A 26,206-nucleotide genomic window follows, 5' to 3' on the forward strand; every position below is an offset into this window, starting at 1 on the left:
CGAACCGTGACCAAGGCGACCGCCGCGATCGTCGGATCCGGCAACATCGGCACCGACCTGATGTACAAACTCCTGCGCTCGCAGTCCATCGAGCCACGCTGGATGATCGGCATCGACGCCGAGAGCCCCGGCCTCAAGCGCGCCGCGGACCACGGTCTGCACGCGAGCGCCGACGGCGTCGACGCCCTGCTGGACGGCGAGGACCGCCCCGACCTGGTGTTCGAGGCCACCTCCGCGTACGTGCACCGGGCCAACGCGCCCAAGTACGCCGCGCTCGGCATCCGGGCCATCGACCTGACGCCCGCCGCGATCGGCCCGGCGGTCGTGCCCGCCGTCAACCTCGGCGACCACCTCGACGCGCCGAACGTCTCCCTCATCACCTGCGGCGGACAGGCCACCATCCCGGTCGTGCACGCCGTCTCCCGGGTCACCGACGTCCCGTACGCGGAGATCGTCGCGAGCGTCGCCTCGCCGTCCGCCGGGCCCGGGACCCGCGCCAACATCGACGAGTTCACCCGCACCACGAGCCGGGGCATCGAGACGATCGGCGGCGCCGCCAAGGGCAAGGCCATCATCATCCTCAACCCGGCCGAGCCGCCGATGCTGATGCAGGACACCGTCTTCTGCGCCGTCCCGGCCGACGTCGACCGGGACGCCGTCACGGCCTCCGTCCACGAGACCGTCGCCCGCGTCGCCGCGTACGTACCCGGCTACCGGCTGCGCGCCGAGCCGCAGTTCGACGGGCCGACCGCGGTCAGCGGCGGCCTCGCCCGGGTCGCCGTCTTCATCGAGGTGGAGGGCGCGGGCGACTTCCTGCCGCCGTACTCCGGGAACCTCGACATCATGACCGCCGCCGCCACCCGGGTCGGCGAGGGCTTCGCCCAGCGGATCTCCGCCCGCCGTGCCGCTGCCTGACCCCCGCCCACCGAGGAGTACACGCGTCATGCCCTACAGCCCCGACCTGGACATCCGGGTCACCGACTCGTCCCTGAGGGACGGTTCGCACGCCAAGCAGCACCAGTTCACCGTCGACCACGTCAGCTCCATCGTCGCCGCCCTGGACGACGCCGGAGTGCCCGTCATCGAGGTCACCCACGGTGACGGCCTCGGCGGGTCCTCCTTCAACTACGGCTTCAGCCACACCCCCGAGCAGGAACTCATCAAGGCCGCCGTGAAGACCGCGCGCCGGGCGAAGATCGCCTTCCTGATGCTGCCGGGCCTCGGCCTCCAGGACGACATCCGCGAGGCCGCCGGCAACGGCGCAGCGATCTGTCGTATCGCCACCCACTGCACCGAGGCCGACATCTCCGTCCAGCACTTCGGCCTCGCACGCGAACTCGGCCTGGAGACCGTCGGGTTCCTGATGATGTCGCACAGCAGCCCGCCCGAGGCCCTGGCCCGCCAGGCGCGCATCATGGCCGACGCGGGATGCCAGTGCGTGTACGTGGTCGACTCCGCGGGCGCCCTCGTCATGGAGCAGACGAGCGACCGCATCGCCGCCCTCGTCGCCGAACTGGGCACCGACGCCCAGGTCGGTTTCCACGGACACGAGAACCTGGGCCTCGGCGTCGCCAACTCCATCCTCGCGGTACGCGCGGGAGCCACCCAGATCGACGGCTCGACCCGGCGGTTCGGCGCGGGCGCCGGCAACACCCCGGTCGAGGGGTTCGCCGCCGTCGCGGAGAAGCTGGGCATCCGCACCGGCATCGACGTACTGAAGATCATCGACGCGGCCGAGGACGTGGTCCGGCCCGTCATGGACGGCGAGTGCCTGCTCGACCGCCTCTCCCTGACCATGGGCTACGCCGGGGTCTACTCCAGTTTCCTGAAGCACGCCGCCCGGCAGGCCGCCACCTACCAGGTCTCCGGCGCCGAAATCCTCATGGAGGCGGGCCGCCGCAAGCTCGTCGGCGGCCAGGAGGACCAGCTCATCGAGATCGCGGTCGCCCTCGCGGCGAAGAACTCTTCCGGGAAGTGAGAACAGCCATGCCCAACCCCGTACTCGAAGCCGTCGAGCAGCGCGCCGACGAGATCCGCGCGCTGGGCCCCGCCAACGAGGCGCTCGGCAGGCTGGACGACCAGGCGGCGAAGATCCTCAAGGACGTCGGCGCGATCCGCATGCTCCAGCCGAAGACGTACGGCGGCCTCGAACTGCACCCGCGCGAGTTCGCCGAGACCGTCATGAGGATCGCCTCCTGCGACGGGGCGACCGGCTGGGTGGCGGGCGTCGTCGGCGTCCACCCCTGGGAGATGGCGATGGCCGACCCCCGGGTGCAGGAGGAGATCTGGGGCGAGGACCCCGACACCTGGATCGCGTCCCCCTACGCCCCGATGGGCCTGCTCCGGCCCGTCGACGGCGGCTACGTCTTCAACGGCCGCTGGCAGTTCTCCTCCGGCACCGACCACTGCCAGTGGATCTTCCTCGGCGGCTTCCTCGCCGACGCCGAAGGCAACCGGCTCAGCCCCCCGCGGTCCGTGCACGTCATCCTGCCCCGCGCCGACTACGAGATCGTGGACGACTCCTGGGACGTGGTCGGGCTGCGCGGCACCGGCAGCAAGGACGTCGTCGTCAAGGACGCCTTCGTGCCCGCCCACCGCGTCATCGAGTACGCCAAGGTGGTCGACGGCTCCCTGGCCGCCGAGTCCGGGCTGACCAACCCCGCCTACCGGCTGCCCTTCTCCGCCGCCTTCCCGCTCGGCATCACCGCCGCGGTCATCGGCATCTGCGAGGGCGCCCTCGCCCACCACCTCACCTACCAGCGCACCCGGGTCCAGATCACCGGCCAGGCCGTGCGCGACGACCCGTACGTCCTCTACGCGATCAGCGACGCGGCCGCCGAGATCGCGGCCTCCCGCGCCGCGCTCCTGGACAACGTCTCGCAGATGTACGACGCGGTCGCGGCCGGCCGGGAGATCACCTTCGAGCGTCGCGCCGTGGGCCGGCGCGCCCAGGCCGCCGCCGCCTGGCGGGCCGTCCGCGCGGTGGACGAGATCGTCGCCCGCTCCGGCGGCAACGCGATGCGCCTGGACAACCCCATCCAGCGGTTCTGGCGCGACGCGCACACCGGGCTCGCGCACGCCATCCACGTACCCGGCTCGGTCTTCCACGCCGCCGCCCTCACCGAGATCGGTGTCGAACCGCCGCAGGGGCCCATGCGCTCGATGATCTGAGGTCCCGGTCCGCAGCACGCCCGTTCAGAGAGGAACCCCCATGACACAGATCCGCGGACTCGGGTATCTCCGGGTCAGGACCCGCGACGTCGACCGCTGGCGCGAACTCGCCGTGGACGCCCTCGGCTTCGCCGTGGGCTCCGGGCCCGACCCCGACGGCCTGTACCTGCGCATGGACGAGCGCCGCTCCCGGCTCGTCGTCCTGCCCGGTGACACCGACCGGGTGCTGTCGGTCGGCTGGGAGGTGCGCGACCGCTTCGCCCTCGCCGCCGTCGGCCGCGCCGTCGAGGCATCCGGTACGCCCGTCAAGCCGCTCACCCAGGAGGAGGCCGACGACCGGGGAGTGGAGGAGGCCCTCACCTTCACCGACCCCGCCGGGGTGACCGTCGAGGTGTTCCACGCCCCGGTCCTCGACCACAGCCCCGTGCTGACCGGGCTCGGCCAGCGCTTCGTCACCGGGGAACAGGGCATGGGCCACATCGTCGTACCCACCACCAGCCCGGACGAGACGATCGCCTTCTACACCGAGGTGCTGGGCTTCCTGCCGCGCGGGGCCATGCGGCTCGGCGGCGGCTCGTCCTCGCGCCGGGTCCGCTTCATGGGCGTCAACCGACGCCACCACAGCCTCGCCGTCTGCCCCGCCCCGCACGGCGAGGCGCCCGGACTCGTCCATCTGATGGTCGAGGCGGACACCCTGGACGCGGTCGGCCGGGCCCTGGACAACGTGGCGAAGCACGGCTTCCCGCTGTCCTCCACACTGGGCCGGCACACCAACGACAAGATGGTGTCGTTCTACGTACGTGCCCCGGGCGGCTGGGACGTCGAGTACGGCTGCGAGGGCATGCTCGTGGACGAACGGCACTACACCGCCGAGGAGATCACCGCCGACAGCTACTGGGGCCACGACTGGTCCGGCTCCGAACCGCTGGCCGCCTTCACCCCGCCGGGCCCGTCCGCGTGAGCGACGCGCCGGCCGCCGGTTTCGACACCGTCCGGGGCCGGCGCCCGCCGGGAGGCCGGCCCGGCAGCACCGTAGGACGGTCACACCCCCCGAGCAGACCGTCGCTCGGGGGGTGTGACCGTCCTACGGATTCCGGCCGGGTGCCTCACCCCCGCCCGACCGGGCCGCCACCGTCCACGACCTCGATCGCCCCGGTCAGCGCCGCCGCGCGGATCGTCTCGCGCAGCGCGCCGCAGCCCTCGAAAGCCGGAGCCGTCGTGTCGCGTTCCGCGCAGGCGGCCACGGCCGGGGCGTCCCACTGCACGCTCGTCTGCTGCCAGCTGCTCTTGCGCACCAGGACCCGCGCGGCGCACCGCTCGCAGGACAGCGGCCGCATCGGGGCGCCGTCGGCGAGCCGGTTGTCGACCCGCGTCACGCCGGCCCTCCCGCCGCCGCGGCCCTGCGGGCGAGGTTCGCCTCGACCTCCTTCTGCCACGCCTCGACGGGCCGGGTGGTGTCCAGCTCGAACTCGAAGCGGTCGGTCATCTCCGGCCGCACATCGGCCACGTCCACGTAGAACTGCTCGTACCAGCGCCGCAGCTGGTAGACCGGGCCGTCCTCCTCGCAGAGCAGCGGGTTGTCGATGCGCGCCTTGTTCTTCCAGATCTCGATGTCCTGCTCGAACCCGAGCTTGATGAACTGCGCCATCCCGGAGGCCAGCTGGTCGGCCGCCTCGCCCCGCATGGCGGGCGAGCGCCGCACGATGATCCCGTACTGGAGGATGAACCGGTCCGCGTCGACCGGATAGTGACAGTTGATCAGGACGCAGTCCACGTCGCCGGTCTCGTAGTGGTACGTCAGGTCGTCGATCATGAACGACGGGCCGTGGTACGAGGCGACCGAGGTGCTGCCGATCGTCTTCTGCTGCTTGCCGTCCTCCTGGGGCCGGGCGTCGGGGCGGCCGGTGGCGCGCATGCGCTGGGTGGCGGTGTGCCCCTCGAAGACGTTCTCGAAGTACGTCGGGAAGGAGTAGTGGACGTAGAAGAAGTGGGCCATGTCCACCACGTTGTCCACGACTTCGCGGCAGTTGGCGTCCACGACGGTCTCGTACCAGAGCCAGTCGGTCCACTCGTCGCTCGTCGCGCCCCCGATGCGGGGGATACGCACGTCGTCGGGCGGCGGGTTGCCCTCCGGGTCGTTCCAGACGAAGAGCATCCCGTCCTGGTCCAGCGTTCGCCAGGCCGCCGTACGGGCCCGCAGCGGCACCCGCTTGGAGTACGGGATCTGCTTGCAGCGGCCGTCGCCGCCCCAGCGCCAGTCGTGGAACGGGCAGGCGACCTGGTCGCCCTTGACGGTGCCCTGCGAGAGGTCGCCGCCCATGTGGCGGCAGTGGGCGTCCAGGACGTTGAGGGTGCCGTCCCCCGCCTGGAACACCACGAGCTGCTGCCCGAAGGCGTGGACCGCGTGCGGCTCGCCGTCCTTGTACTTCTCCGACAGGCCCAGGCAGTGCCAGCCGCGTGCGAAACGGGCGGGTGCCGCGGTGGCCTCGATGGCCCTGACGTCGTCGTGTGCCGACTCGACTGCGCTCACGTTGCTCTCATCCCCTTCGAGGACCCTGGTCTCCGAGTCCCGGACGCTAGGCCCGCGTTCCGGTGCGCGGGCGGGGGAGTCCCACTGACCGGTACCCGGCTCCTCCCGCCCGCCGGCGGCCCGTCCCGGTCGGTGGGACGGCGCACGAGCCCCGGCGCGGGGCGCGCGTACAGTCCGCCGCCCCGTCCGACGGCACACACCGTGAAGGAGCCCCGCGGAGAGGGCCTCGGCCACTGAGCGGGACTGGCCCTTGCCTGGTTCGAGAATGAATTCTAGTTTTCGAATCCCAGCTTCCCGGCCCCCACGGGCCCCGCACACCTTACGGAGAGCCATGACCGAGGCCGTCATCGTCGAAGCCGCGCGCACACCGGTCGGCCGGCGCCGCGGCGTCCTGTCCGGGCTCCACCCGGCGCAGCTCCTCGGGCTCGCCCAGAAGGGCCTGGTGGAGCGCGCCGGCATCGCACCGGACACCGTCGAACAGGTCATCGGCGGCTGCGTCACCCAGGCCGGCGAGCAGTCCAACAACGTGACCCGCACCGCCTGGCTGCACGCCGGGCTCCCGCAGACCACCGCCTGCACCTCCATCGACTGCGCCTGCGGCTCCTCCCAGCAGGCCGTCCACCTCGTCGCGGGCCTCATCGCCTCCGGCGCGATCGAGACCGGCATCGGCTGCGGAGTCGAGTCCATGAGCCGCGTCTTCCTCGGCGCCGCGCTCACCCCCGGCAACGGCTCCCCGGTCCCGGAGGACTGGACCGTGGACATGCCCGACCAGTTCACCGCCGCCGAACGCATCGCCCGCAACCGTGGCATCACCAGGGCCGACGCCGACGCCCTCGGCCTCGCTTCCCAGCAGAAGGCCGCCCGCGCCTGGGCCGAAGGGCGCTTCGACACACAGATCATCGAGGTCCGGGCCCCTGTCACCGGCCCCGAGGGCCCCACCGGGGCGACCGCGTCCGTCACCCGCGACCAGGGGCTGCGCGACACCACCCCCGAGGCGCTGGCCGCACTGCGCCCGGTCCTGCCCGACGGCATCCACACCGCGGGGAACTCCTCGCAGATCAGCGACGGCGCCGCCGCCGTCCTGCTGATGAGCCGCGAGCGCGCCGCCCGCGAAGGACTGCGCCCGCGCGCCCGGATCGTCGCCTCCGCCATGGTCGGCTCCGACCCGTACTACCACCTCGACGGCCCCGTCGCGGCTACCGAACGGGTCCTGCGCAGCGCCGGGATGACCCTCGCCGACATCGACCTCGTGGAGATCAACGAGGCGTTCGCCTCCGTCGTCCTGTCCTGGGCCCAGGTCCACAAGGCCGACCTGGACAAGGTCAACGTCAACGGCGGCGCCATCGCGCTCGGACACGCCGTCGGCTCCACCGGAGCCCGGCTGATCACCCAGGCCCTGCACGAGCTGGAGCGCACCGGCAGGTCCACCGCGCTGATCACCATGTGCGCCGGCGGCGCGCACGCGACCGCCACCATCATCGAACGCATCTGAGGGGCGCCCCATGACCATCGGACTCACCGAGGAGCACCTCGACCTGCGCGACGCCGTGCGCGCCTACACCGCCCGGCACATCACCGAGGACACCCTCCACGCGGCGGCCGACGCCGACAAGGAGATCCTCCCCGCCCACTGGAGCGGCCTCGCCGCACAGGGCCTCCTCGGGCTGCACCTGCCCGAGGAGGACGGCGGCGCCGGCTACGGGCTCCTCGAACTCGCCGTCGTCACCGAGGAACTGGGCCGCGCCACCGCCCCCGGCCCCTTCCTGCCGACGACCCTCGCGTCGGCCGTCCTGCACACCGCCGGACACCGCACCCACCTCGCCCCGCTCGCCGCCGGCAGCACGCTCGGCGCGGTCGGGCTCGACGCGGGCACCCTCGCGCTGACCCGCGCCGCCGACGGCACGGTCACGGTCACCGGAACCTCGGGGCTCGTCGTCGGCGGCCACCTCGCCGACGTGTTCGTCCTGCCCGCGTCCGACGGCGCCACCACCACCTGGCTGGTGCTGCCACGCGCCGTCGTCGACACCGCCGACGTCCGCAGCCACGACCTGACCCGCCGCTCGTCCCGCGTGACGGCGCACTCCGTGCGCGTCCCGGCCGCCGACCTGCTCGGCCTCGACCCGCGGACGCCCCGCGACCTCGCCGCGGTCCTGTTCGCCGCCGAGGCCGCCGGCCTCGCCGACCACTGCGTCACCACCGCCGCCGAGTACGCCCGGGTCCGCGAGCAGTTCGGCCACCCCATCGGCGCCTTCCAGGGCGTCAAACACCGCTGCGCCCGCATGCTCGCTCGGGCCGAACAGGCCCGCGCCTGCGCCTGGGACGCCGCCCGCGCGACCGCACCCGGCGGCACGGACGACCCCCGGGAGGCCTCGCTGACCGCCGCCGTCGCCGCGGCGGTCGCCGTCGACGCCGCCTTCGACGTGGCGAAGGACTGCGTCCAGGTGCTCGGCGGCATCGGCTTCACCTGGGAGCACCCGGCGCACCTCGCGCTGCGCCGGGCCCAGACCCTGCGCATCACGCTCGGTCCCTCCGCCGCCTGGCGCCGCCGCGTCGCCGCCCTCACCCTGGACGGGGTCCGCCGCCCGCTGGGAGTGGAGCTGCCGCCGGAGGCCGAGGACGAGCGCGAGGGCATCCGTGCCGAACTCCGGGCGGCCCGGGTGCTGGAGGGCAAGGAGCGCACCGACCACCTCGCCGCCCACGGCTACACCGCGCCCCATCTGCCGGTGCCCTGGGGCAAGGGGGCGGGGCCGGTGACGCAACTGGTCATCGCCGAGGAACTGGCGGCCGCCGGGCTCACCCCCGTGGACATGATCATCGGCGGCTGGGTGGTGCCCACCCTCATCGCCCACGGCGACCCGGCCCAGCAGGAGCGGTTCCTCGCCCCGAGCCTGCGCGGCGATCTCGCCTGGTGCCAGCTGTTCAGCGAACCGGGCGCCGGCTCCGACCTGGCCGGCCTCACCACCCGCGCCGAGAAGGTGGACGGCGGCTGGCGCGTCACCGGTCAGAAGGTGTGGACGTCCATGGCCGTCGACGCCCACTGGGGCGTCCTGCTCGCCCGTACCGACACCGACGTGCCCAAGCACAAGGGCATCTCCTACTTCCTGCTCGACATGACGAGCCCAGGCATCGAGATCCGGCCGCTGCGGCAGATCACCGGCGACGCCGAGTTCAACGAGGTGTTCCTCGACGGGGTGTTCATCCCCGACGACCTCCTCGTGGCCGGCCCCGGCGACGGCTGGAAGCTCGCCAGGACCACCCTCGCCAACGAACGCGTCGCCCTGTCCCACGACTCGGTCGGCTCCGGCGCCGAAGCGCTGCTGGAGATCGCCGCCGCCCTGGACGGGCTCGACGACGAACAGCTCACCACGCTCGGCGCCCACCTCTGCGACGCGCAGACCGGCGCCGTCCTCGCCCTGCGTACCACCCTGCGCAGCGTCTCCGGGCAGCAGCCGGGCGCCGAGGCGTCCGTCGCGAAGCTGCTCGGCGTCGAACACCAGCAGCGGGTCTGGGAGACCTGCATGGACTGGCAGGGCACCGCCGCGCTCAGCGGCGAGGGCGAACGCCACGACACCACCTGGATGTTCCTCAACTCCCGCTGCCTGTCCATCGCGGGCGGGACGACGGAGGTCCAGCTGAACATCATCGGCGAGCGCATGCTCGGCCTGCCCCGCGACCCCGAGCCCACCCGGAAAGGCTGACATGCCCATCGACCGCGACAAGGCGCTGACCGCGGACCCCGCCGTCCGCACGATCCACTGGACCACCCGCGACGTCCTCCTCTACCACCTGAGCCTCGGAGCGGGCGCCGACCCGGCCACCGGGCCCGAGCTCCACCTGACCTACGAGAACGGCCTCACCGTGCTCCCCACCTTCGCCGTGGTGGCCGGCTCCGGGATCTCCGCGGGCGAGGCGGAGCCGCCCGGATTCCACCTGCCCGGCATCGACATCGACCTGCGGGCCGTCCTGCACGCGGGCCAGGAGCTGCGGGTCCACCGGCCGCTGCCCGCCTCCGGCACCGCGACGCTCACCTCCCGCGTGGCCGAGGTGTGGGACAAGGGCAAGGCGGCCCTCATCGTCCTGGAGTCCGCCGCGACCGGACCGGCCGGCGAACCCCTGTGGACCTCCACCACCCGGATCTGGGCGCGCGGCGAGGGCGGCTTCAGCCACGACCCCGGCCCCGACGAGGAGCCGGTGACACCGCCGGACCGCCCGGCCGACGCCGTCGTCACCTCCCCCACCACACCCCAGCAGGCCCTGTGGTACCGGCTCAACGGCGACCTCAACCCGCTGCACGCCGACCCGGAGTTCGCCCGCGCGGCCGGGCTCGACCGGCCGATCCTGCACGGCCTCGCCTCGTACGGACTGGTCTGCAAGGCCCTGGTCGACGGGGTCCTGGACGGCGACGCCGGCCGGCTCACCCACCTCGCCGTGCGCTTCGCCGGCCCCCTCGTCCCCGGCGAGTCCCTCACCACCTCCGTATGGCGCGACGGCCCTTCCGCCGATGGCACCGAACGGCTCGTGCTGCACACGTCCTGCCCCGAACGCGACGGGGCGCCCGTGCTCACCCACGCGACGGCGACGGTGACCGCGTGATGAGCGACAGCCCGGCGCACACCGCGCCCGCCGAAGGCCCCCGCCTGGTCGCCGAGCCGCACAAGGACGGTGTCGACGCCGCCGTGGCGGCGGCCCGCCGGGTCGTCGACGCCCTGCTGCACGCCGGGGACGGGACCGGCGCCGACATGGAGGAGATCGCCGGCCGGCTCGACGCCGTCGCGGACGGCCTCACGGAGGGGGCGCCCGCCCTGCGCGAACGCCTCGCCGAGATGTGGCGCGGCGAGGGAGTCACCCGCCACGACCCCGTCACCGGACCGGAGAACGCCCTCGCGCCCCCGCTCACCCTGCGCGGTCTGGAGGACGGCTCCGTCGAAGGCGTCGTCACGCTCGGCCTGCCCTACCAGGGGCCGCCGGGACATGTGCACGGCGGCGTCTCGGCGCTCCTGCTCGACCACACCCTCGGGGTCGCCAACCACTGGGGCGGCACCTCCGGGATGACCGCCGAACTGACCCTGCGCTATCTGCGGCCCACCCCGCTGTTCGAACCGCTGACCGTCACCGGCCGGCAGGTATCGGTGGACGGCCGGCGCATCCGTACGGTCGGTGAGATCACCGCCGGGGGCACCGCCTGCGTCACCGCCGAGGGGCTGTTCATCGCCAAACAGCTGCCCAGGCCGAGCTGAGGGGGCGGGAGAGATGGGACATCTCGACGGCAGGGTCGCGGTCGTCACCGGGGCCGGTCAGGGCGTCGGGCAGGGCATCGCCCTCGCCCTCGCCTCCGAAGGAGCCTCGGTGGCCGTCGTCGGCCGGACCGCGGCCAAGCTGGACGCCACCTGCGCGCTGCTGCGCGAGCGCGGGGCGAGGGCCGAACCCTTCGTGCTCGACGTCCTGGACACCGGGCGCATCCCCACTGTGGTCGGGGACGTCGCCGAGCGCTTCGGCCGCATCGACATCCTCGTCAACAACGCCTACAGCGGCTGCTACGGTCCGCTCCTGTCGCTGAGCGACGAGCAGTTCCGGCGGGGCTTCGAGAGCGGTCCGTTCGCGGCACTCGCCCTGATGAAGGCCGCGCACCCGCACCTGAAACGGGACGGCGGCGGCTCGGTCGTCAACCTCGTCACCTCCGCCATGGTCCGCTGGGACCTGAGCACCTACGGGGCGTACGCGGCAGCCAAGTCCGCGCTCCGCTCCCTGACCCGGGCCGCCGCGAGCGAGTGGGGCCGCGACGGAATCCGGGTCAACTCCATCGCCCCGCACGCCGCCTCACCCGCCTACGCGGGCTGGCAGGAGGCCAACCCCGAGGAGGCCGCCGCGTTCTGCGAGTCCATCCCGCTGGGGTACGTGGGCGACTGCGAGCAGGACATCGGCCGGGCCGTGGCGATGCTGTGCGGCCCGGACGCCCGCTACCTGACCGGCGCCACGATCCCGCTCGACGGCGGCCAGGCCAACTTCGGCTGACCGGTCCGGAGCCGTCTCCCGGTCAGCGGGACAGCCTCGTCGCAGCGGCCCCGGCCACGGCTAGCGTCGCTCCCGGCGCGGCGCGGACCGGGGTCCGGCCGCCGGGCGGACAGACCGCCGCCCCGGGGCGCCGGACCGGCCCGCGGACCCCCGCCGCCCGCCGGCCCGCGCCACGCCCGCGCCCCCTTCCGGCGCACCGCCCCACGACACCCCGCGCCCCGTCCGCGTACCGACACCGGCAGACCCGTCCACCGGGTGAGAGGGACCGACATTGCCACACGAGACGATCGCCGACCTGCTGCTCGCCCGCACCGGGGACGACCACCCGGGCCTGCTGACCCGTGGCAGGAGCTGGACCTGGGACGAGGTGGTCGAGGAGAGCGCCGTCCGGGCCGCCCTGGCCCGGGAACTGCACACCGAAGGGCCCTTCCACATCGGCGTACTCCTGGACAACGTCCCCGAGTACGTCTTCTGGCTGGGCGCCGCCGCTCTGGCCGGCGCGGCCGTCGTCGGCATCAACCCGACCCGGCGGGGCGCCGAACTGGAACGCGAGGTACGGCACACCGACTGCGCGATGATCGTCACCGACCGGGCCGGCCTCGCCCTGCTCGACGGGCTCGACATCGGCGTGGACCGCGACCGGTTCCTCGTGATCGACACCCCGGAGTACAGGGAGCTGCCCGTCCCGCCCGTCGACCGGCCGGTGACCCCCGCGCCCGGAGTCACCGCCACCACCCCGATGCTGCTCCTGCTGACCTCGGGCACCACCGGCACCTCCAAGGCAGCGATCTGCTCACAGGGCCGGCTCGCCGCGCTGGGCGCCGCCAACAGCGCCAAGTACGACATCACCCGCGCCGACACCTGCTACTGCCCGATGCCGCTGTTCCACGGCAACGCGCTGATGGCGCTGTGGGCCCCCGCCCTCACCGCAGGCGCCACCATCGCCCTCACCCCCAAGTTCTCCGCCTCCGGATTCCTCCCCGACGTCCGCCACTTCGGAGCCACCTACTTCACGTACGTCGGCAAGGCCATCGGCTACGTCCTGGCCAGGCCCGAGACCCCCGGGGACGCCGACAACCGCCTCACCCACGCCTTCGGCACCGAGGCGTCCCCCGAGGACGCGACCCGCTTCCTGGACCGCTTCGGCTGCCGCCTCGTCGAGGGCTACGGCTCCAGCGAGGGCGCCGGCATGCTCAAGCGGGTCTCCGACGCGCCCACGGGCGCGCTCGGCATGCCCGCCCGGCCCGGCGTCCGCATCGTCCACCCCACCACCCGGGAGACCTGCCCGCCCGCCCGGCTCGACGTCCACGGCCGGGTGCGCAACCCGGAGGAGGCCATCGGCGAGATCGTGGACACCGAGGGCGCCGCCCGCTTCGAGGGCTACTACAACAACGAGGCGGCCAACGCCGAACGCGTCCGCCACGGCTGGTACTGGACCGGCGACCTCGGTTACGTGGACGAGTCCGGCTACTTCTACTTCGCGGGCCGCTCCGGCGACTGGATACGGGTCGACGGCGAGAACACCTCGGCCCTGCTCACCGAGCGCGTCCTGCGCAGGCACCGGGACGTGGTGGCCGCCGGAGTCTTCGGCGTGCCCGACCCGCGCTCCGGCGACCAGGTCATGGCCGCACTCGAACTCCCGGGCCGCACCCGCTTCGAGGACCTGGACCTGCCCGGCTTCCTGGAGCGCCAGGAGGACCTGGGCAGCAAGGGCGTACCCCGCTTCGTCCGCGTCTCGCACGCCCTGCCCACCACCGGCTCCAACAAGCTCCGCAAGAAGGAGATGCAGCTGGAGGGGTGGCGCACCGGCGACCCGGTGTACCGCTGGGCGGGCCGCGGCCGGCCCGTGTACGAGCTGATGACCGAGGACGACAAGGCCGCGCTGCGCGGCGAGTTCCTGGCCAACGGGCGCGGACGCTTCCTGCCTTGACCCGCCCGCCACCCCCGCCGCCGCGACAACCGAGGAGAACCACACATGCAACTGCGCGAGAGCGCCGCGCACCAGGAGCTGCGGCGGGAACTGCGGGCGTACTTCGCGGGCCTGATGCCCGAGGACGAGCGCCGGCGCGTCGGCGAGGAGGGCGTGGGCGGCGACCGCTTCCGCGAGGTCGTCAAACGGCTCGGCTCCGACGGCTGGCTCGGCCTGGGCTGGCCCACCGAGTACGGCGGCCAGGGCCGGCCCGCCGAGGACCAGTACGTCTTCTTCGACGAGGTCCAGCGCGCGGGCCTGCCCTTCCCGTTCGTGACCGTCAACACCGTCGGGCCGACCCTCATGGCGCACGGCTCGGACGAGCACCGCAAGCGGTTCCTGCCCGGCATCCTCTCCGGCGACATCGTCTTCGCGATCGGCTACACCGAACCCGGGGCCGGCACCGACCTCGCCTCGCTGACGACCCGCGCGGTCCGCGACGGCGACGCGTACGTGGTCGACGGCAGCAAGATCTTCACCAGCGGCGCCAACACCGCCGACTACGTGTGGCTGGCCGCCCGCACCGACCCGGACGCGCCCAAGCACAAGGGCATCTCCATCCTGATCGTGCCGACATCGGCCGACGGCTTCTCCTGGAGCCCGATCCGCACCGTCGGCGGGATGACCGTCACCGCGACGTACTACAGCGGGATCCGCGTCCCCGCCGGTGACGTGGTCGGCGCGGTGGACGGCGGCTGGCGGCTGATCACCGCCCAGCTCAACCACGAACGCATCGGCCTCGCGGCCCTCGGCGGCCGCATGATCCAGCTGTGGGAACGCGTCCTCGACCTGGCCCGGGAAGACGGCACGGCCGGCATCCCCTGGGTCCGGGCGGAGTTCGCCCGCACGTACGCCCGGCTGGAGGCGATGCGGCTGATGAACTGGAAGATGACCGCTGCCGTCGCCGCGAACACCCTGACCGGCGCCGACGCGGGCGCCGCCAAGGTCTACGGCACCGAGACCCACATCGACGTCCAGCGCGGCCTCACCCAGATCCTCGGCGCGGCCGGCCGCATCCGCCCCGAATCACCCGGCGCGGCCCTCGCCGGCCAGATCGAACAGCTCTCCCGGCAGGGCATCGTCAACACCTTCGGCGGCGGCGTCAACGAGGTGCTGCGCGACATGGTCGCCACCCAGGGGCTCGGGCTGCCGCGCGCGGGGCGTGGCGCATGAGCGGCGAGGAGCGGCGAGCGGACTACGAGGAACGGCTCCAGGCCTTCACCGGTCGCGAACTGCGCCCCCGCACCCCGGGCCAGGACCCCGTCAACCAGCCGATGATCCGGCACTGGGCGGAGGCGATGGGCGACACCAACCCGGTGTACACGGACGCCGCCGCGGCCCGCGCCACCGGCCGCAAGGGGGTGGTGGCACCCGCGTCGATGGTCCAGGCGTGGACCATGCGCGGATACGCCGCCACCGTGGACCCGCGACCCGGCGACGGGGACGGCTTCGAGGCGCTGGTGGCCCTGCTGGACGAGGGCGGCTACACCTCCGTGGTCGCCACCGACTCCGAGTTCACCTTCCTGCGGGAACTGGCCCCCGGGGACCGCGTCGCCGTCCGCGAGACCGTCGAGTCCGTCTCGGCCGAGAAGCGGACCGGGCTCGGGCCCGGGCGCTTCGTCACCACCCTGAAGACCTACACCGACGATGACGGGGAGACGGTCGCCACCCAGCGGTGGCGCACCCTGAGGTTTCGCCCGGCGGCAGCGGAAGAGGACCCCGCGCCCCAGCCCGCCCCGCGCCCGCGCCCCGCCGTCAACCGGGACAACGCCTTCTTCTTCGAGGGCGCGAAGGACCACCGGCTGCTCATCCAGCGCTGCGCCGACTGCTCCCGGCTGCGCCACCCGCCGGGCCCCTGCTGCCCCGCGTGCGGGTCGACGGACTGGGACACCGTCGAGGCCGGCGGACGCGGCGAGGTGTACAGCTTCGTCGTCAGCCACCACCCGAAGCACCCCGCGTTCGACACGCCGTACCTCGTGGCCGTCGTCGCGCTCGCCGAGGGCACCCGGCTCATCACCAACCTGACCGGTGTCGCCCCCGAGGACGTCACCATCGGCATGCCCGTCGTCCTGGACTGGCTCGACGCCGACCCCGATCCGACCCTGCCGGTGTTCCGGCCCGCCCCGACGGAGGCGCCCTGATGGATTTCTCCCTGGGAGAAGAACTCGAAGCGGTCCGTGACCTGGCCCGGGAGATCCTCACCGACCACGCCACGCCCGAGCGGCTGCGCGAGGCCGAGTGCTCCCCGTCCCGGGTGGACGAGCGGCTGTGGGCGGACCTGGCCTCGGCCGGACTGCTCGCCGCCGTGCTCCCCGAAGCCGACGGGGGCGCCGGACTCGGCATGGCCGGCCTCTGCGTCCTGCTCCAGGAACAGGGCCGGGTGGTGGCCCCGGTCCCGCTGTGGCCCGCGCTGACCGGCGCGCTCACCGTGGCCGCCCACGGCACGGCCGGGCAGCGCTCGGCCCTGCTGCCGGGCCTGGCGGACGGCGGTGCGCGGCTCACCGTCGCGCTTGAGGAGTTCGGCCCGGCCGGTCCGCTCGCACCCCGGACCACCGCGGCCCAGGACGGTACCGGCTGGCTGCTCACCGGCGTCAAGGCCGTGGTGCCCGCCCCCGCCGGAGCGGCCCACGTCCTGGTCACCGCCGCGACGGACGCGGGACCCGGTCTCTTCCTGGTCGCCGCCGACGCCCCCGGGGCGAGCTGGGAGCACGCCGAGACCACCAGCCACGACCTGAGCGCCCACCTCACCCTCGACGGCGCGCCCGCCGCACCCGTCGGCACACCGGGCGGCGCGGCCTGTGCGGACCTCGTCCGGTATGCCCGGCTCGCCCTGGCCGCCGTCCAGACCGGGGTGGCACAGGGGGCGCTCGGCCATGCGGCCGGGCATCTGCGCGAGCGCGCCCAGTTCGGCCGCCCGCTCGCCACCTTCCAGGCCGTCCAGCACCAGCTGGCCGACTGCTACATCGACATCGAGGCCATGCGGGTCACGCTGTGGCACGCCGTGGACGCGCTGGCCGAGCCGTTCGACGCCGATGCGGCGGACCGGGCCGCGCTCGTCGCCGAGTGGTGGGCCGCCGAAGGGGGACTCGACACCGTCCACCGGGTGCAGCACGTGCACGGCGGCATCGGCGTCGACACCGACTACCCGGTCCACCGCCACTTCCTGTGGGGCAAGCAGATCTCCACCACCCTCGGCGGTGCGGGCGCGGGCCTGGACCACTTGGGGGTCCTGCTGACCGGCGGGGCGGTGACCGCATGAGCCCGCGGCAGGGCACCGCGCTCCCGCCCACCCGCACCTACGACGAGGTGGCCGTCGGGGAGGTGCTTCCCGAGCTGGCGATCCCCATCACCCGCACCCTGATCGTGGCCACCGCGCTCGCGAGCCGCGACTTCCAGGATGTGCACCACGACCCCGGACTCGCCCGGGAACGCGGCTCGAAGGACATCTTCATGAACATCCTGACCAGCAACGGCCTGGTCGACCGGTACGTCACCGGCTGGGCCGGCCCCGCCGCCGTCGTCAAGGCCATCCGCATCCGGCTCGGCGCCCCCAACCACCCCGGCGACACGATGGTGCTCACCGGCACCGTCACCGGGAAGTCCGGCGCCGACCGCCACGTCGAGATCGCCGTGCGGGGCACCAACAGCGTGGGCGCCCACATCACCGGCAGTGTGTCGGTGCAACTGCCCGGGGAGGGCCGATGAGCAGGACTGCGCTGTCGGGGGCCGCCGCGGTGGCCGGGATCGGCGCCACCGAATTCTCCAAGAACTCCGGCCGCAGTGAACTCCGGCTGGCCTGCGAGGCGGTGCTCGCCGCCCTGGACGACGCGGGGCTGACCCCCGCCGACGTCGACGGGCTCGTCACCTTCACCGCCGAGACCAACTCCGAGGTCCATGTAGCCCGGAACACGGGGATGGGCGAGCTGACGTTCTTCTCCCGTATCGGCTACGGAGGCGGCGCGGCCTGCGCGACCGTGCAGCAGGCGGCCATGGCCGTCGCCACCGGGGCCGCCGAAGTGGTCGTCTGCTACCGGGCGTTCAACGAACGCTCCGGCGAGCGCTACGGGCTGGGACAGGCCGACCGGCCCATGGACACCACCGCGGACCGGGCCGCCTACGCCTGGATGACACCGTTCGGGCTGAGCACCCCGGCCCAGTGGGTGGCCATGTTCGCCCGCCGCTACCTGCACGAGTACGGGGCCACCACCGACGACTTCGGCCGGGTCGCCGTCGTCGACCGCAAGCACGCCGCGAACAACCCGGCCGCCTGGTTCCACGGACGCCCCATCACCCTCCAGGACCACCGCGACTCCCGCTGGATCGCCGAGCCCCTGCGCCTGCTGGACTGCTGCCAGGAGACCGACGGCGGGCAGGCCCTCGTCATCGTCTCCGCCGAGCGCGCCCGTGACCTGCCCCACCCGCCGGCCGTGATCCGCTCCGCCGCCCAGGGACTCGGGGCCGACCAGCACATGATGACCAGCTACTACCGGCCCACCATCAGCGGAATCCCGGAAATGGGCCTGGTGGGACGGCAGTTGTACGGGCAGAGCGGCCTTCGCCCCGGGGACATCGACGCGGCCGTGCTCTACGACCACTTCACCCCGCTGGTCCTTCCCCAACTGGAGGAGCTGGGCTTCTGCGAGCGCGGCGAGGCCAAGGACTTCATCGCGGACGGCCACCTCGAACTCGGCGGCTCCCTGCCCTTCAACACCCATGGCGGACAGCTCGGAGAGGCGTATCTGCACGGCATGAACGGCGTCGCGGAGGGCGTCCGGCTGATCCGGGGCACCTCCGTCAACCAGCCCGACCGGACCGACCACGTCCTGGTCACCGCCGGCACCGGAGTCCCCACCAGCGGGCTGATCCTGGGGGCCGACCGATGACCGGGTCCCCCTGGCAGGGCCGCGCGCTCGGCAGCCGTACCGTCTCCTGGACCGCGCGGGACGCGATCCTCTACGCGCTCGCCGTCGGAGCCCCCGCCGAACGCCTCGACCTCGTGTACGAGCAGCGGCTGCGGGTGCTGCCGACCTTCGCCCTGACCCTGGCCCAGTGGGCGCCCGACGCGCTCGGCGCACTCGGTGCCTTCGACGTCACCACCGCCGTGCACGGCGGCCAGCGCCTCGTCGTGCACCGGCCGCTGGAGCCGGACGGGGAGCTGACCGCCACCGCCCGGGTCTCCCAGGTGCGGGACAAGGGATCGGCCGCCGTGTTCGATGTGGAGGTGGACTGCGTGTACTTCACGGCCACCTGGTCCCTCTTCGCCCCCGGTGCCGGCGGCTTCGGCGGCGAACGCGGACCGGCGGCCCCGCGCCGCCCCGGCCGCCCGCCCGAGCACACCGCGACCGTCGCCACCCACTCCCGGCAGGCGGCCTTCTACCGGCTCCTCGGCGACCGGCACGCCATGCACATCGACCCCGGCGCGGCGCAGGCGGCCGGCATGCCCCGGCCCTTCCTGCACGGGCTGTGCACCCTCGCCGCGAGCCTGCTGCCCCTGGCCGACCGCCTCGGCGCCCACCCCGCCGACCTGGTGGAGCTGGACGCCCGGTTCGCCGCCCCCGTCTTCCCCGGCGACCGGCTCGGCGTACGGGCCTGGAACGACACGAGCGGTCCCGCCGTGCTCTTCGAGGCCTCCGCGGGGGACCGCACGGTCCTGACCGGCGGACGGGCCCGCTTCGCCCCCGACGCAACCGCCCCCGAGGAGACCCCCGGTGCTTGAGACCGCCCGGCGCGCCGAGGCCGCCGACCTGCTGTGGGCCGCCCAGTGCGCGCGGACCCCCGTCGAGCCGCTGACCACCACGTACCCGGGCATCGACGCGGCCGACGCCTACGAGATCCAGCTCATCAACATCCGCAGACAGCTCGCCCTGGGCCGTACCGTCCACGGGCACAAGGTCGGCCTGTCCTCCGAGGTCATGCAGCGGATGATGGGCGTGGACGAACCCGACTACGGCCACCTGCTGTCCGACATGGTGCTCAGCGAGGACACCCCCGTCGACACCGGCCGCTACTGCTACCCCCGCATCGAGGTCGAGATCGGCTACGTGCTCGGCCGGAGCCTGCCCGGTGAGGGCTGCACCACCGCCGACGTCCTGGTCGCCACCGAGTACATCGTCCCCTCCATCGAACTCATCGACAGCCGGATCAAGGACTGGCGGATCGCGCTGGCCGACACCATCGCCGACAACGCCTCGTCCGCCGGGGTGCTCCTCGGCGCCGCCCGCGTAAGGCCGGCCGAGCTGGACCCCGCCGACATCGCCGCCGTGCTGTACCGGGACGGCGAGGAGATCGCCCGGGGCAACACCAGCGCGGTCCTCGGGGACCCGACGGAGGCCGTCGCCTGGCTGGCCCGCAAGGTGGCCTCCTTCGGGGTGACGCTGGAAGCCGGCCACGTCGTCCTGCCCGGCTCGTGCACCGCGGCGGTCGACGTACGGCCGGGCGAGACGTTCCGCGCCGACTTCGGGGGACTCGGCTCCGTGTCCGTCGCCTTCGCCCACTCAACGGGACAGGACGGCACCCAGAACTGAAATCAATACTAGTTTTCTGAGCCGAAGGCGCACCCCGGTCGCGAACACGGGGTGCGCCGCTCCATCCACCGGCTCGACGCCACACCGGAAAGAGGCAGCATGAGCGCGACGAACACCCCATCGGCGGGCACCCTGGAGGGGCGCACCGCCGTCGTCACCGGAGCCGGAGCGGGACTCGGCCGCGCCGAGGCACTGGCCCTGGCGGGGCTCGGGGCCAATGTGGTGGTCAACGACATCGGCCCGGCCGCCGACGACGTGGCCGCCGAGATCAAGGAGCTGGGCAGCGGCGCGGTCGCGGTGACCGGCGACGTGGGGGACTGGTCGATGGGCGACCGCCTGGTCCGGGCCGCAGTGGAGAGCTTCGGCGGCCTGGACATCGTCGTCAACAACGCGGGCGTCCTGCGCGACAAGATGCTCTTCAACCTCACCGAGTCCGACTGGGACGACGTCATCCGCATCCACCTCAAGGGGCACGCCGGGATCTCCCGCGCCGCCGCGGCGCACTGGCGCGCGGCGAGCAAGGCGTCCGGCACCCAGGTCTACGGCCGGGTCGTCAACACCTCCTCCGAGGCCTTCCTCTTCGGCGCCCCGGGCCAGCCCAACTACTCCGCCGCCAAGGCCGGCATCACCGCGCTGACCCTGGCCACCGCCCAGGGCCTGGCCCGCTACGGAGTGCGCGCCAACGCGATCTGCCCCCGGGCCCGCACCGCGATGACCGCCGAGGCCTTCGGCGAGGGCGACACCGCCCCCGGCGGCCTGGACATCATGGCCCCCGAGCGCGTCGCCACCCTCGTCGCACACCTGGCCTCACCGGCCGCCGACAAGATCAACGGGCAGGTCTTCGTCGTCTACGGCGACATGGTCGCCCTGCTCGCCCCACCCACCGTGGAGAAGAAGTTCACCGCCGCCGACGGCACCTTCACCCCCGAGGAGCTGGACGGCCTGCTGACGCCCCACTTCGAGGGCCGCGACCCGTACCGGAGCTTCGCCGCCTACAGCGTCGCCGGACTCGACACGACGGGCACCCAGCGGCAGCGCTGAAACGGCACACCGACGCACCGACCCGGCCGGCGCACCCGCGCGGGCCGGGTCAGTCCGCTTCCGGGGCCGGTGCCAGCAGCAGGTGACAGGCCATCCGCAGGTCGGCGTCGGCCTCGTGCGGGGTGAGCCGTTCGTTGAGCCGGGACTGAAGCACCCCGTACCAGAGCAGGATCAGCAGCCGCAGCCGGGCGACGTGGTGTTCCGTGGGCCGCTCGACCTCCCAGGCCCGCAGCAGCAGGTCGAGGAAGCCCGAGTCGATCCGGGCCAGATCCGGCACGGTCGAGGCGCGGGCGGCGTTCGCGGACTGGATCATCGCGGTGGCCAGCGCCGGCCTGCGCAGCAGGTTACGGGTGGCGCTGCCCAGCGTCTCGAACACGGCGTCCTCGGGCGAGGTGCCCGCCGGGCGCTTGGGCACCCGCGCGGCGAACCCCTCGATCTGGTCGGCCATCAACGCGGTGAACAGGTGCGTCTTCGACGGGAAGTACCGGTACAGGGTGCCGATGGCCACCCCCGCGCCCTTCGCCACCTCGTGCATCTGCACGCGTTCGAGACCGGTCTCGGCGGCGAGGTCCGCCGCCGCCCTCAGGATGCTCTGACGGCGTGCGCGCTGGCGGGGCGAACTGGGCTCGGCCCCTGCCCTGGCCTCGGCGATTCTGGGCACGCGCCCCTCCTCCCGGCGTTCGGTTTCATGTCAACGGCCTCCGACAATACGCGTCCCCGCCGCCCGCGTCAGGCGTCGCCCGCCCCGGGTACCGGTCAGCGGGACCGGACCCTCCGCGGCCGCCCGGGACGGGGTCTGCTGGCCCGGCACGACCACCGAGCGGCAGAAGGGGCACACCTCATGCGGGACGGCCAGGACTGGCACGCCACCCACGACGTGATCGTCGTCGGGTCCGGCGCGGGAGCGATGACCGGGGCCCTCACGGCCGCCGGGGACGGCCTCGACACCGTCGTACTGGAGCGGACCGCGCTGCTCGGCGGCACGTCCGCCTACTCCGGGGCCGCCTGCTGGCTGCCCGGCACCCAGGTGCAGGAACGCGCCGGCCTCGGCGACTCGGCCGAGGACGCCCGGGACTACCTGCGGACCCTGCTCGGCGACAGCGAGGCGGCCCGCCGGGACGCCTTCCTGGGGCACGCGCCCGGCCTGGTCGCCCGGCTGGAGAGCGACCCCGCCCTCGCCTTCCGCTGGCAGGCCTTCCCCGACTACGTCGCCGCCCCCGGCCGCATGGACGCGGGCCGCTCCTTCGTCCCGCTCGACCTGGACCCGGCCGAGCTGGGCGACCTCGCCGGCCTGGTGCGCCCCGCCGTCGACCGGGACCGGGCCGGCCAGGGGCACCCCGACGCCCCGCTCACCCAGGGCCGCGCCCTGATCGGCCGCCTCCTGCTGGCCCTCACCCGCACCGGCAACGCCCGCATCCGCACCCGGCACCACGTCACCGGGCTGACCAGCGAGGACGGCCGGATCACCGGGGTCGAGGCCCGCACCCCGCACGGCACCGTCCGGATACGGGCCAGGCGCGGGGTCCTGCTGGCGGCCGGCGGCTTCGAGGGCGACGACACCCTGCGCACCGAGCACGGCGTGCCCGGCCGGGCGGCGTGGAGCATGGCGCCGGGCGGCACCAACACCGGGGAGCTGCTGCGCGCCGCCACCGGGGCGGGCGCCGCCACCGCGCTCCTGGACGAGGCCTGGTGGTGCCCGGGGACCGAACTGCCCGACGGATCGGCCGCCTTCACCCTCGGCCTGCGCGGCGGTCTGATGGTGGACGGCTCGGGGCGGCGGTTCGCCAACGAGTCCCTGCCCTACGACCGCATGGGCCGGGCCATCGCGGAGGCGGGGGGAGCGGACGCCTCCGTCCACCTGGTCTTCGACTCACGCGAGGGCGGCGCGCTGCCCGCCATCACCGTGCCGCCCACCGCACCGGCCGGGCACCTGGCGGCCGGCACCTGGGTGCGGGCGGATACGCCGGCGGAACTCGCCGGGCTCATCGGGGTGCCGGCCGCCGCCCTCACCGCGACCCTCGCCCGCTTCAACGGGTTCGCCGCGTCCGGCACCGACGAGGACCACCACCGCGGCGAGGACCCGTACGACCTGTTCTTCGCGGACCGGGCCGGTGCCCCCGGGCCCAACCCGTGCCTGGTCCCGCTCGACCGTCCGCCGTACTACGCGGCCCGGCTGGTCCTCGCCGACCTCGGCACCAAGGGCGGCCTGCGCACGGACCCCGACGCGCGCGTCCTGGACACGGCGGGCCGCCCGCTGCCCGGCCTGTACGCCGCCGGCAACACCAGCGCCTCCTTCACCGGCCGTGTCTACCCGGGCCCCGGCGTGCCCATCGGCACCGCCATGGTCTTCGCCTCGCTGGCCGTGCGGCACATGGCCGGCCGGGCCCTCTGACCCCGGGCCCCGGGCATCCCGGCCAGTGGGATGCCCGGGGCACACCCCCGTACACCCGCTCTACGGTCGCGGCACCGGGTCCGGCCGGCACGAGAGAGGCACTCGATGATCGACAAGAACCTGTACGGACCGTGGGCGGTCGTCGCCGGAGGGTCCGAGGGCGTGGGCGCCTCCTTCGCCCACCAGCTCGCGGACGCCGGGATCAACCTGGTCCTGATCGCCCGCAAGCCCGGCCCCCTGGAGGAGACCGCCGCCCGGGTACGCGCCCGGGGCGTCGAGGTCCGCACCCTCGCGCTCGACCTGCTCGACCCCGGGGCCCCGGACGAGGTCGCGGCGGCCACGGACGGACTGGAGGTCGGCCTGCTGGTCTTCAACGCCGGGGCCAACAGCTACGGCCACGACTTCGTCTCCGGGGACCTGGAGCGGGTGCAGGGAGTCCTGGACCTCAACATCACCGCGCAGCTCGCCCTGACCCATCACTTCGGGGCTCCGATGAAGGAGCGGGGCCGGGGCGGCATCCTGCTCGTCGGCTCGCTCTCCGGCTACCTCGGACAGGCCCGCATCAGCGTCTACTCGGCGGCCAAGGCCTTCAGCCGGGTCTTCGCGGAGGGCCTGTGGCTGGAGCTGCGGCCGCACGGCGTGCACGTCCTGGAGCTGGTGCTCGGTGTGACCCGCACCCCCGCCATGGAGCGTGCCGGACTGCGCATGGACCTGCCGGGCCTGCGGGTCGCCGAACCGGACGACGTCGCCCGGGAGGGGCTGGAACACCTCGCCGACGGCCCCGTCCACATCGCGGGCGGCAATGCCCCGGCGGCCGAGAAGCGCAGCGGATTCCCGCGCGCCGAACTGGTGCTCGGGGCCGACGAGGCGTCCCGGCGGCTCCTGCCGCCGGCCTCCTGACACCACCGGCCCGCCGCACCCCCGACCGCCCCCTCCCGGAGAGCAGATGAGCGAGACCGAGCACCCCCTCACGATTCCCGGCGCCCTCGCCCTCGCCGCCGCCCACCACCCCGGCCGGGACGCGGTCGTGTCCGGTGACACCCGGCTGACCTGGGCGCAGTTGCGCGACCGGGTGCACGCCGCCGTGAAGTCGCTGATCGCGCTCGGTGTCCGGCCCGGCGACCGGGTCGCCGTCTGGGCACCCAACAGCCACCACTGGGTGGTCGCCGCGCTCGCCGCGACCTCGGCCGGGGCCGTGCTGGTCCCCGTCAACACCCGCTACCGGGGCGAGGAGGCGCGCCGGCTCCTGGAACGCGGCGGGGTGCGGCTGCTGTTCGTGGAGAACGGCTTCCTGGGAAAGGACTACCTCGCCATGCTCGGGGCGGGCCCGGAAGCCGGCGAGGAGGGCCGGCCGGTGCCCGGACTGCCCGCCGTGGAACGGGTCGTGGTCTTCGACGACGACACCCGCGGGCGTCCCGGCACCCAGCCGTGGGACGGGTTCCTGCGCGAGGGCGCGCACCTGTCCGACGCCGGGGCCGCCGCCCGGGGCGCCGCCGTACACCCCGACGACCCGTCCGACCTGCTCTTCACCTCGGGCACGACCGGCCGCCCCAAGGGCGCCCTGACCACGCACCGGCAGAACCTCACCACGTACCGGGCGTGGAGCAGCCGGACCGGGGTCACCGGAGACGACCGCTGTCTGGTCGTCAACCCGCTGTTCCACTGCTTCGGGTACAAGGCCGGGGTCCTCGCCTGCCTGGTGCGCGGCGCCACCATGGTCCTCCAGCCGGTCTTCGACGTGGAGCGGGTCCTGCGCGCCGTCGAGACCGAGCGGATCACCGTGCTCCCCGGCCCGCCCACCATCTACACCGAACTGCTGGACGCGCCCGCCCGGCACCGTCACGACCTGTCGTCGCTGCGGCTCGCGGTGACCGGCGCCGCCGTCGTGCCGGTCGCCCTCGTCCGGCGGATGCGGGCCGAACTCTTCCCCGACGTGCTCACCGCGTACGGACTGACCGAGAGCTGTGGCACGGTCAGCGTCTGCTCGGCCGACGACGACGCCGAGACCGTCGCGCTCACCTCGGGCCGCCCCATCGACGGCACCGAAGTACGGATCGGGGACGCCGAGGGCACCCCGCGGCCCGCCGGACGGGACGGCCGCATCCTGGTGCGCGGCTTCCACGTCATGCTCGGCTACCTGGACGACCCGGCGGCGACCGCGGCGGCCGTCGACGCCGAAGGATGGCTCGACACGGGCGACATCGGCCACCTCGACCCACGCGGCAACCTGGTGATCACCGGACGCTCCAAGGACCTCTTCGTGGTCGGCGGCTTCAACGTCTATCCGGCGGAGGTCGAGCAGGTGCTCGCCGCCCACGACGCCGTCGCCGAGGCCGCCGTGGTCGCGATGCCCGACGCCCGCCTCGGCGAGGTCGGCCGCGCGTTCGTGACGGTCAGACCAGGCACCGGGGCAGCCCCGGACGATCTGATCGCCCACTGCCGCGAACGGATCGCCAACTTCAAGGTCCCGCGCGAGGTCGTGGTCCTCGGGAGCCTGCCGCGCAACGCCACGGGCAAGGTGGACAAGGCCGCCTTGCGGACGATCTGACCGCACCCCGCACGGTGCG

24 protein-coding genes are annotated in these 26,206 nt (G+C 73.8%); 21 read left to right on the forward strand and 3 right to left on the reverse strand.

Annotated elements, in window-relative coordinates; genetic code table 11:
• Positions 1–6 precede the first annotated feature (6 nt).
• Genes B082_RS0127990 through B082_RS0128005 form a run of 4 tightly spaced genes read left to right on the forward strand, consistent with a single transcriptional unit; the run spans position 7 to position 4,132 of the window.
• A complete protein-coding gene (locus B082_RS0127990; RefSeq protein WP_018555106.1) occupies positions 7–915 on the forward strand; it encodes an acetaldehyde dehydrogenase (acetylating) in 909 nt (302 codons plus the stop codon).
• 28 nt (positions 916–943) lie between these two features.
• On the forward strand, positions 944–1,978 hold the full coding sequence (gene dmpG / locus B082_RS0127995; protein WP_018555107.1) for a 4-hydroxy-2-oxovalerate aldolase: 1,035 nt from the start codon (positions 944–946) through the stop codon (positions 1,976–1,978).
• Between the two features lie 8 nt (positions 1,979–1,986).
• On the forward strand, positions 1,987–3,171 hold the full coding sequence (locus B082_RS0128000) for an acyl-CoA dehydrogenase family protein (protein WP_018555108.1): 1,185 nt from the start codon (positions 1,987–1,989) through the stop codon (positions 3,169–3,171).
• A 40-nt stretch (positions 3,172–3,211) separates the two neighbouring features.
• On the forward strand, positions 3,212–4,132 hold the full coding sequence (locus B082_RS0128005; RefSeq protein WP_018555109.1) for a VOC family protein: 921 nt from the start codon (positions 3,212–3,214) through the stop codon (positions 4,130–4,132).
• Positions 4,133–4,277: 145 nt separating this feature from the next.
• Here the strand turns inward: B082_RS0128005 and B082_RS0128010 are convergent, their stop codons facing one another.
• Entirely contained in the window at positions 4,278–4,547 is a 270-nt protein-coding gene (locus B082_RS0128010) for a hypothetical protein (RefSeq protein ID WP_018555110.1), read from the reverse strand.
• Positions 4,544–5,701, reverse strand: a complete 1,158-nt coding sequence (locus B082_RS0128015; protein ID WP_018555111.1) for a Rieske 2Fe-2S domain-containing protein — start codon at positions 5,699–5,701, stop codon at positions 4,544–4,546. The genes B082_RS0128010 and B082_RS0128015 overlap by 4 nt, the downstream gene beginning before the upstream one ends.
• 331 nt (positions 5,702–6,032) lie before the next feature.
• Here B082_RS0128015 and B082_RS0128020 point away from each other — a divergent pair, with 331 nt between their 5' ends.
• The 14 genes from B082_RS0128020 (at position 6,033) to B082_RS0128085 (ending at position 21,247) form a co-directional block, all read left to right on the forward strand.
• A complete protein-coding gene (locus B082_RS0128020; protein ID WP_018555112.1) occupies positions 6,033–7,193 on the forward strand; it encodes a steroid 3-ketoacyl-CoA thiolase in 1,161 nt (386 codons plus the stop codon).
• Positions 7,194–7,203: 10 nt separating this feature from the next.
• Positions 7,204–9,399, forward strand: a complete 2,196-nt coding sequence (locus B082_RS0128025) for an acyl-CoA dehydrogenase (protein WP_018555113.1) — start codon at positions 7,204–7,206, stop codon at positions 9,397–9,399.
• Between the two features lies 1 nt (position 9,400).
• Positions 9,401–10,294: a MaoC/PaaZ C-terminal domain-containing protein gene (locus B082_RS0128030; RefSeq protein ID WP_018555114.1), complete on the forward strand. Its 894-nt coding sequence runs from the start codon at positions 9,401–9,403 to the stop codon at positions 10,292–10,294.
• Complete coding sequence (locus B082_RS0128035; protein ID WP_018555115.1) at positions 10,294–10,938, forward strand: PaaI family thioesterase; 645 nt, start codon at positions 10,294–10,296, stop codon at positions 10,936–10,938. The genes B082_RS0128030 and B082_RS0128035 overlap by 1 nt, the downstream gene beginning before the upstream one ends.
• 13 nt (positions 10,939–10,951) lie before the next feature.
• Positions 10,952–11,713 carry an SDR family NAD(P)-dependent oxidoreductase gene (locus B082_RS0128040; protein WP_018555116.1) on the forward strand — a complete coding sequence of 254 codons (762 nt, stop codon included), beginning with the start codon at positions 10,952–10,954 and terminating at the stop codon, positions 11,711–11,713.
• A gap of 271 nt (positions 11,714–11,984) precedes the next feature.
• Complete coding sequence (locus tag B082_RS0128045; protein ID WP_018555117.1) at positions 11,985–13,643, forward strand: AMP-binding protein; 1,659 nt, start codon at positions 11,985–11,987, stop codon at positions 13,641–13,643.
• A 45-nt stretch (positions 13,644–13,688) separates the two neighbouring features.
• On the forward strand, positions 13,689–14,855 hold the full coding sequence (locus B082_RS0128050; protein WP_018555118.1) for an acyl-CoA dehydrogenase family protein: 1,167 nt from the start codon (positions 13,689–13,691) through the stop codon (positions 14,853–14,855).
• Entirely contained in the window at positions 14,852–15,823 is a 972-nt protein-coding gene (locus B082_RS0128055; RefSeq protein WP_018555119.1) for a bifunctional MaoC family dehydratase N-terminal/OB-fold nucleic acid binding domain-containing protein, read from the forward strand. The genes B082_RS0128050 and B082_RS0128055 overlap by 4 nt, the downstream gene beginning before the upstream one ends.
• Positions 15,823–16,941 (forward strand): acyl-CoA dehydrogenase family protein, encoded by a 1,119-nt coding sequence (locus B082_RS0128060; protein ID WP_018555120.1) that lies wholly within the window; start codon positions 15,823–15,825, stop codon positions 16,939–16,941. Before B082_RS0128055 ends, B082_RS0128060 begins: the two co-directional genes overlap by 1 nt.
• Positions 16,938–17,387 carry a MaoC family dehydratase gene (locus B082_RS0128065; RefSeq protein WP_018555121.1) on the forward strand — a complete coding sequence of 150 codons (450 nt, stop codon included), beginning with the start codon at positions 16,938–16,940 and terminating at the stop codon, positions 17,385–17,387. Before B082_RS0128060 ends, B082_RS0128065 begins: the two co-directional genes overlap by 4 nt.
• Positions 17,384–18,565 (forward strand): lipid-transfer protein, encoded by a 1,182-nt coding sequence (locus B082_RS0128070; protein WP_026250285.1) that lies wholly within the window; start codon positions 17,384–17,386, stop codon positions 18,563–18,565. The genes B082_RS0128065 and B082_RS0128070 overlap by 4 nt, the downstream gene beginning before the upstream one ends.
• Entirely contained in the window at positions 18,562–19,398 is an 837-nt protein-coding gene (locus B082_RS0128075; protein ID WP_018555123.1) for a MaoC/PaaZ C-terminal domain-containing protein, read from the forward strand. Before B082_RS0128070 ends, B082_RS0128075 begins: the two co-directional genes overlap by 4 nt.
• The gene (locus B082_RS0128080) at positions 19,391–20,206 is read left to right on the forward strand and encodes a 2-keto-4-pentenoate hydratase (RefSeq protein WP_018555124.1); all 816 of its coding nucleotides are present in this window, start codon (positions 19,391–19,393) and stop codon (positions 20,204–20,206) included. The genes B082_RS0128075 and B082_RS0128080 overlap by 8 nt, the downstream gene beginning before the upstream one ends.
• 99 nt (positions 20,207–20,305) lie before the next feature.
• Positions 20,306–21,247, forward strand: a complete 942-nt coding sequence (locus B082_RS0128085; protein ID WP_018555125.1) for a 3-oxoacyl-ACP reductase — start codon at positions 20,306–20,308, stop codon at positions 21,245–21,247.
• A 49-nt stretch (positions 21,248–21,296) separates the two neighbouring features.
• On the opposite strand, the gene B082_RS0128090 is transcribed toward B082_RS0128085, so the two are convergent.
• Positions 21,297–21,908, reverse strand: a complete 612-nt coding sequence (locus B082_RS0128090; protein ID WP_018555126.1) for a TetR family transcriptional regulator — start codon at positions 21,906–21,908, stop codon at positions 21,297–21,299.
• A gap of 180 nt (positions 21,909–22,088) precedes the next feature.
• Between B082_RS0128090 and B082_RS0128095 the strand changes: the two genes are divergently transcribed.
• The 3 genes from B082_RS0128095 (at position 22,089) to B082_RS0128105 (ending at position 26,187) form a co-directional block, all read left to right on the forward strand.
• Positions 22,089–23,639 carry an FAD-dependent oxidoreductase gene (locus B082_RS0128095; RefSeq protein WP_018555127.1) on the forward strand — a complete coding sequence of 517 codons (1,551 nt, stop codon included), beginning with the start codon at positions 22,089–22,091 and terminating at the stop codon, positions 23,637–23,639.
• 105 nt (positions 23,640–23,744) lie between these two features.
• Positions 23,745–24,539, forward strand: coding sequence for an SDR family NAD(P)-dependent oxidoreductase (locus tag B082_RS0128100; protein WP_018555128.1), 795 nt, complete (start codon positions 23,745–23,747; stop codon positions 24,537–24,539).
• Between the two features lie 46 nt (positions 24,540–24,585).
• Entirely contained in the window at positions 24,586–26,187 is a 1,602-nt protein-coding gene (locus tag B082_RS0128105; protein WP_018555129.1) for a FadD3 family acyl-CoA ligase, read from the forward strand.
• Positions 26,188–26,206 lie beyond the last annotated feature (19 nt).

Source organism: Streptomyces sp. ATexAB-D23 (genome assembly GCF_000373645.1).
Classification (GTDB): domain Bacteria; phylum Actinomycetota; class Actinomycetes; order Streptomycetales; family Streptomycetaceae; genus Streptomyces; species Streptomyces castrisilvae.